The sequence below is a fragment of the Micromonospora sp. NPDC051296 genome (assembly GCF_040682255.1).
GTDB lineage: Bacteria > Actinomycetota > Actinomycetes > Mycobacteriales > Micromonosporaceae > Micromonospora > Micromonospora craterilacus.
This window is the reverse complement of the sequence record NZ_JBFBAO010000440.1, coordinates 1-5,135: the sequence shown is the minus strand read 5'-3', so window position 1 is coordinate 5,135 and position 5,135 is coordinate 1. Positions and strand designations below refer to the sequence as shown.

Below are 5,135 nucleotides of genomic sequence, written 5' to 3'. Positions count from 1 at the left end.
GAGTTCCTAGCACTCAACCCGGACTTCAAGTACATCGACAACGGGTTCGCCCCGGACGGCATCGTGGTCTCGTACGGGAACTTCTCCGCCGCCCGCGAGGTGTGGCGCTGGATCCTGGGCGATGCTTCCGCCCGCGCCTGGTTGGCCGGCCAACCCGACGGACTCTCCGGTCCGGACGGTGGCCCGGGCATGCGGGTGAACGAGAACTACAAGTTCGTCACCACCGACGGGGCGCAGGACTACTTCCCCCGTACCGACCCGTCCTGCCTGCCTCCGCTGCACTCCCCGCTGCTGGAGGACTGGCAGCAGGAGGTGGATCCGGGCCGCTGCACGCTCGACCTCTTCCCGTACGCCTCGAGTATCGGCGAGGCCGCGTACCAGACGCTGCGCGCGGACACCAAGCAGCTCTCCGGTTGGCAGCCGTCGTTCGACCCGGCGATCCCCGGGCGGTACGGCAAGGAGCCGCCCAAGCAGGTGGGGCAGCGGTTCGCACTCTCGATCACCGATTCCGCCTCCGCGGCCCGCTACGGCCTGCACACCGCACAGCTCTGTACGGCGGTGAGCGACGCGGAGGGGAAGCTGACGGCGAACGACTGCCGTGCGGCCACCACGTCGGGGATGCTCACGGCCGCGAACGCGATGGTGCCCAGTGGCGTCACCGGCGTACGCGTGATCGACCCGGCGCGGGTGGCCCGGCTCCCCGGGGCGTACCCGCTCACCATGGTCACCTACGCGGCGGCCGACCTCACCGAGGACGCCACGGCGCGACGGGACTACGCCGCGCTGCTCCGCTACGCCACCGGATCCGGTCAGGCGCCGGGGCATCTGCCGGGGCAGCTACCGGCCGGCTACGCGCCGCTCCCGCAGTTCCTCCGGGTGGAGGCGTTGCAGGCCGCCGACAAGCTGGAGCGCTATGTAGCCCCGAGCCCGACACCGGAGCCGACGTCACAGCCGACTCCGCAGCCGAGCGCAACCAACACCACCGCACCGCCCGCACCGTCGACCAACCCCGAACCGACGCCGTCGACGGTGCCCAACCCGGGCGTGGGTCCGACGCCGTCGCCGACCCCGTCCACCGCGCCGCAGCCGTCGGCGGACCGGCCGGTCGCCCAGGTCGCCCCGGGCAGCCCGATCGGCCCGATCCGCTATCTCCTCGTGGCGCTGCTCGTGGTCGGGCTCGCCGGTGGTGCGGTCGGACCGGTCCTGCTGCTGGTGTCCCGTCGCCTCGGCGCGAACAACGGGGGGTCGACCTGACGGGCAGCGAGGCGCCAACGAGTTGCCGCCGCATATGGCCTGTTCATCTGGCCTACGTGTTGCCGAAAAGAAGCAATCCCAACGTTCGCTCAACCTAGGTTTCGGTCTTTGGTATCAGACCGGGAAAATTACCATAACTCATTTATAAAGTGGAATGAGTGGCAATTTCCTTCTCTCTCGGAAAGGGAGATCGCATGAGGGTTAACGCCTTCGGAAGGGCGATGGTGGCGGCCATCGCGCTCTCCGCCGTCGCCGTCTGGGGTAGCCCCGCCTCCGCCGACCCGGTGCCGGCGACGGACTACCGCACGCTCACCGGCGTGGGATCTGACACCACCCAGGACCTGGGCAACGGCCTCGCCGAGTCGCTGCGGATTAGCGGCAACAAGGTCATCGCCTCCTGGGACGCCCGCCCGCCGTCGGGCACGTCGACCGACATCAAGACCAAGTCGGCCGGCTGTGACTTCACCCGGCCCAACGGATCCGGCGCCGGCCGTCAGGCTCTGCGCGCCTCGCTCGGGCAGGACCTCGGCGGCACCCACGGCGGGCCCGGCCACTACCTGAGCAAGGACGTCCGGGGCTGCGTGAACTTCGCCCGCTCGTCGTCCTTCTCCAGCACCACGCCGAGCACCAGCGGCAACCTCACCTACATCCCGACGGGTGTGGACGCCGTAGCCCTGGCCATCAACGCCAACAGCGACCTGCCGCGGAACAACTCGTTCGCCCGCGTGCAGCGCGTGTACAAGTGCTTCGACCGCGCCATCACCGGCCTGCCGGTGCAGCCGCTGATCCCGCAGGCGGGCTCGGGCACCCGGCAGTTCTGGCTCCAGCAGATGGAGATCACCGAGCAGGAGATCTCGCTCGGTGACCTGCCGTGCCTGACGGTCGCGGGGGTCCCGAACCCGCAGGAGCACGACGGCACGGTTCTGCAGGGGCACAACGACTGGATCGTGCCGTTCTCGGCCGCCCAGTTCATCGCGCAGACCAACAGCGCGGCGATCCAGGCGGCCATCCCGGGCGTCTCGGTCGTCGACCGGCGTGGCCCGGCGATCCTCAGCGGCATGAACCTGGTGGGTCAGTCGGTGCAGCAGCCGATCACCGGCGGTGTGCTGAACCCGAGCTTCCCGCTCAACCGTGACGTCTACAACGTCGTGCCGACCGCGAACCTGTCGGATCCCCTGATCGCCCAGGTCTTCGTCGGCAGCAGCTCCCTGGCGTGCACCACCACGGTGAACGTCGGCGGCACGCAGCGCAACGTCGCGCAGCTCTTCGGGTTCGGCCTGCGGTCGTCCACCACGGACCTGTTCCACCAGGTCTGCGGTGCCGTCGACCTCAAGTCCAACTCCTGACCGTAAGCGTCGGCCGAAGCGGGGCCGGGCGTCCGGGTTCGGACGCCCCGGCCCCGCGGGTGCCGGCGGGTGACCCGTTCCGGGGGCCGCGTTCGGCCCGCCGACCCACAACGCAGAGGAAGGTGCGATGAACAGGGAGACTCGGCCGCGCTGGCGCGGCCGCGCCTTCGGGTACGCGGGCGTCCTCGGCGTCGCGGCGGTTGCCTCCACTCTCGGCGTCATCGCCTCCCCGGCGCTGGCGGCGCCGCTCGGGACGGTCACCCTCTCGGCCAGTAGCGGCAGCGTCACCAGCGATCCGATCTTCGCGTCGGCCACCACCTCCGCCCCGTGCCCCACGTCGTACGGCGCGAACGCCTCGCTGCGGGTCGGGCCGCCCGGCGGCCCGTTCGCGAACCTGGCCAAACCCCTGTTCGAGGGCGGGTACGACAAGGGCAACCTCACCTTTGCCCCGAACCGTTCGTTCGCCACCGCGCTTGGCAGGAATCCCGGCGACGGTGTCTGGTGGGTCGTCGTCGAGTGCTTCAGCGCGGCGGCCGGCCGTCATCCTGAACGCTTCGTCACGCCGATCACCGTGACCGGAGCCACCTGGCGCGTTGGATCGTCTGGCGGCTCGCCGGCCGTGCTCGGACCGCCCGAGGGTGGGCCCACGCCCACGCCGACCGCCGTCGGGTCCACCCCCGCGGCCGGCGCGACCGACCCGGCCGCAGCTCTCGCCCCCACCCCGGCCAGTGCCTCCGGCACCCCCGCCGTCGACCCCGTGCCGGCCTCCGCCCGACAGCAGGAGACCGGACGCGGCCTGCTGACCGCCGCGGTGATCGTCACCGGCCTCCTACTTGTCGGCGCGGTCGGCAGCCTGCTCGCCCTGCGGCGACGGGTGGCTCCCGCGCTGCCCACCGTGCGCTGGGCCGACGACGCCGAGCGCCCCGCGCGATCCACCCGCCGCACCGCCCCTGCCAAGAAGACAAAGAGGAAGTAGCCGATGTCCATGTCCGTGACCCGCCGACGCCGTGCGGCCGCGATGCTCTCGGTCGCCACGCTGCTCGGTGGCATGCTCGTCGGGCTGGTCGGTACGCCCGCGTACGCCGCCGACCTGGGCACCGTGAGCCTCTCCCAGACCAGCGGCAGTGTGACCGACTCGCCGATGTTCGCAACCGGGATCACCTCCGTACCGTGCCCGACCGGGTTCGGCGAGGAGGCGGCGCTGCGGATCGGTCCCGCGGAGACCGGGCCGTTCACGAACCTCACCCCGTCGCTCGGTGGTGGGGGCTACGACAAGGCGCCGGTGGTGGCCGACCCGAACCGTTCGTTCCAGCTCGCGCTCGGTTCGGCGCCCGCCAACGGTCGTTGGTGGGTCGTGGTGGAGTGCTTCAGCCTCTTGGAGGGCCGACACCCCAACCGGTTCGTGACCCCGATCGAGGTCACCGGCGACCAGTGGCGGGTGGTCAGCACCGCGGTCGCGACCACGACCAGCCTGACGGCCAGCCCGGAGAACTCGGCGGCCGAGGGAGCGACGGTGACGCTCACCGCGACCGTCAACCCGCCGACGGCGACCGGCTCGATCCAGTTCCAGAGCGACGGGTCGCCCATCGGCGCGCCGGTCGCGCTCGCCGGCGGCAGCGCCACGCTCGCCGTGGCGGATCTCGCGGTCGGCATGCGCTCGCTGGTCGCGGTCTACCAGCCGACCGGCAACTTCGCCGGCTCGATCTCGTCCGCAATGACCTATCAGATCAACTCGGCGACCGGCGTTTCGACCGTGACCCGCCTGGCGGTCTCGCCCGAGGGCCCGCAGGACCCCGGGACGCCGATCACCCTGACCGCGACGGTGGAGCCGGCTGAGGCCGAGGGTGTGGTGCAGTTCCGGGACGGCACCGCCAACCTCGGGATCGAACTCAACGTGACCGGCGGCACGGTCACGACCACGGTGAACACGACGCAGTCGGGACTGCTGGCGCCGGGCGCCCACTCGTTCAGCGCGATCTTCACTCCGGTGGATGCGGCGGCCTTCAACGGTTCCCAGTCGGAAGCCGTGTCCTACGAGATCACCGGCGAGGGAGCGGCGGTCACCACCACGGAACTGACGATCGCGCCGGCCGGTCCCCGGCCGCAGGGCAGCTCCGTCACGTTGACCGCGCGGGTCCGGCCGGAGGCCGCGATCGGCTCCATCCGGTTCGAGGACGGATCGACCCCGTTGGGCGCCCCGGTCCAACTCCAGAACGGCGTGGCGAGCATCTCGACCACCACCCTCCCGGTCGGGACTCGCTCGCTCAAGGCGGTCTACGTCTCGGGCGACACGACCCGCTTCCTCGGCTCCGAGTCCGCGCCGCAGTCGTACGTCATCACCGCGCCGGCGTCCTCCGGCGACGACCTCACCGTCACTGACGAGAACGGTGTCGAGCTGGGCCCGAACCCGACCCTTCAGCGGGGCCAGGTGGTGAACCTCGTGGCCCGCGGTTTCGACGGGAACGAGACGGTCACCGTGCGGTTTGACGACGAACTGGACGACCCGGAAACCGCCGAGAACGGCGTGGTCCGGAT

At 71.1% G+C, this 5,135-nt stretch carries 3 protein-coding genes and 1 pseudogene; all 4 read left to right on the top strand.

Annotation, left to right across the window (positions count from 1 at the left end; all coding sequences use genetic code 11):
- Nucleotides 1-1,254, top strand: a pseudogene (locus AB0M52_RS30230) (hypothetical protein); the annotation flags it as partial.
- 194 nt (nucleotides 1,255-1,448) lie between these two features.
- Nucleotides 1,449-2,600, top strand: a complete 1,152-nt coding sequence (locus AB0M52_RS30225) for a hypothetical protein (RefSeq protein ID WP_363960791.1) — start codon at nucleotides 1,449-1,451, stop codon at nucleotides 2,598-2,600.
- A 127-nt stretch (nucleotides 2,601-2,727) separates the two neighbouring features.
- Complete coding sequence (locus AB0M52_RS30220) at nucleotides 2,728-3,576, top strand: hypothetical protein (RefSeq protein ID WP_363960789.1); 849 nt, start codon at nucleotides 2,728-2,730, stop codon at nucleotides 3,574-3,576.
- A 3-nt stretch (nucleotides 3,577-3,579) separates the two neighbouring features.
- Nucleotides 3,580-5,135: Ig-like domain-containing protein (locus AB0M52_RS30215; RefSeq protein WP_363960787.1), on the top strand; the 1,556-nt coding region annotated here is incomplete at its 3' end.

Bases quoted from the DNA above. Each gene is read 5' to 3' on its own strand.
- AB0M52_RS30220 (WP_363960789.1), top strand. From the start codon at position 2,728: ATGAACAGGGAGACTCGGCCGCGCTGGCGCGGCCGCGCCTTCGGGTAC.
- AB0M52_RS30225 (WP_363960791.1), top strand. From the start codon at position 1,449: ATGAGGGTTAACGCCTTCGGAAGGGCGATGGTGGCGGCCATCGCGCTC.